Raw genomic sequence first — 1,873 nt, forward strand, 5'->3', positions numbered from 1 at the left:
CATGGGCACGAGCAGTAATGGCTGTTACAGCCAGTTCTATCACTCAGACGCTATAGTGAAGGTTTATTGTTTCAGCAGACTGCGCATTTTCTGGTAATCGGGGCAATAGCGAGAGACCATCTGCCAGAAGTCAGGGCCGTGGTGTCGCACCTTGATGTGGCAGAGTTCGTGGATAATGACATAGTCGAGGCAGCCTGGCGGCATCTTGATCAGATTGAGTGCAAGGGCAATACGCTTGGTATGGTAGGAATAGCTTCCCCAGCGGGTCTTCATGGTGCGGATGGTGATTGGTGGCAACGGAATGCCTTCGCCCAGCATCATGCTGTAACATGCGACTGAACGTTCCTTCACTATCTTTATCCCCTGTTTCCTGTACCAACTATCAATCATTCTGCGGAGGTTATCTTCTGAGGGTATCTCCGGGGTAATCAGTATCATCAACCCTTCATGCAGTTGCAGTGAGCGGCGCTGCCCCTCTGTAAATTCCAGATTATAAGCCGCCCCCTGAAACATGAAAACTGCACCACGACCGTAGCTCTGCCGTTGTTGGACTGGCTTAGCATCCAACTTCCTCCAAACCTTCAATACCCATTCTGCCCTAAGCGTGACAAAAGCCCTGATCGCTTTAATCGACGTTCGCATAGGCACTCGTACCGCTACCGATTTGTCTGGGCGGACTGTGATGCCGAGCGTCCTGCGCCTTGAATGGCAGTAAGTGTATGGTATGGTTACGCCAGCACACTCGACAGAATCATGCTCGATCTCATCAGTTCTGGATACCACCTTTACCCCGCTTTATCCAGTCAATCAACAGTCCAGAGGCATCTATGAATGACATTGGGCTATTTGGTGTTCAACAAGAGCTTCATATTCTGGCAATGTAAGTCGTGCGTTACCCATGTTGTTAGTAGATCATTTTAAACAGTCAATTGATTTGGTCGAGCATCACCTGGAGCCGATTCAAAGCAGATCTGGTTCTTACTTCCATGCGATCAGAAACTTTTCCATTTTCAAGATTCTCAATATCAGTCTTAAAGATCAATGCGTCCACTTTATGCACTTTTATTGAGATTTTGAGTAAATAAATATCTAAGCACCCTAACTGATTACCGTCAACAAGGGATATTTGTGATAATTTCATGCCCATTTTGTCAGCAAGATTGGAAACATATTCTTGTATCATTATTGTCTCCCATAGATATTGAGTTTAGTCAGTTATATCCACGAGCTTTCTAATGAACAAGAGAAAAATGATGGGGATTGTCAATTTCAGAACCATTGACCCACCTGATCACCTGTTTTTTCAAGAGCATTATCCGAGCAACGTGTCTCTGGTAACACCCCCACCGTAAGAATAATGGGGGTACCCCGTCGTAATTAAAAAAGGACTTGGCCATTGTCGGCTAAGTCCTTATTGAAATTGGCGGGCGGCATGGGATTCGAACCCACGACCCCAGGCTTCGGAGGCCTGTACTCTATCCAACTGAGCTAACCGCCCGTGCGGCTTACATCACTTTAGTACTTGCAGACTTTCAGACGTACTATTTACCATGTCGGAAAAATCACCGGCCTGAGACTGCAAAAACTGGGGAAACATGAGTATAATGCTCCGATGCTGACAATGTGGAATGAAGCATGAGAAGTCTCCTGACTTCGGTGCTTATACCAGATTCCATTAGTAAAGTCGAGAAGGTATGACGCAAGAAATGATGGGTGACATTTATTGTGATACCGGCCCGTTTGTCGGCAAGTTTCACCAGAGTTTTGATACTCTGAAATGGTAAACCGGTATCGGGAGTTGCCGTGTACTATGAAGAGGAGAATCTTTGCAATTAGAATCCTTGCCTTTATTTTCGTGTCAGCTATTATTGGG

At 45.9% G+C, this 1,873-nt stretch carries 2 protein-coding genes and 1 tRNA gene; all 3 read right to left on the reverse strand.

Annotated elements, in window-relative coordinates:
* Window positions 1-63: 63 nt before the first annotated feature.
* A complete protein-coding gene (locus WCO51_13230) occupies window positions 64-783 on the reverse strand; it encodes a SprT family zinc-dependent metalloprotease (protein ID MEI6514216.1) in 720 nt (239 codons plus the stop codon).
* 142 nt (window positions 784-925) lie between these two features.
* Window positions 926-1,183: a hypothetical protein gene (locus tag WCO51_13235; protein ID MEI6514217.1), complete on the reverse strand. Its 258-nt coding sequence runs from the start codon at window positions 1,181-1,183 to the stop codon at window positions 926-928.
* A gap of 238 nt (window positions 1,184-1,421) precedes the next feature.
* A tRNA-Arg gene (locus WCO51_13240) sits at window positions 1,422-1,498 on the reverse strand.
* Between the last annotated feature and the right edge of the window lie 375 nt (window positions 1,499-1,873).

The organism is bacterium, from assembly GCA_037131655.1.
Taxonomy (GTDB): Bacteria; Armatimonadota; Fimbriimonadia; order Fimbriimonadales; family JBAXQP01; genus JBAXQP01.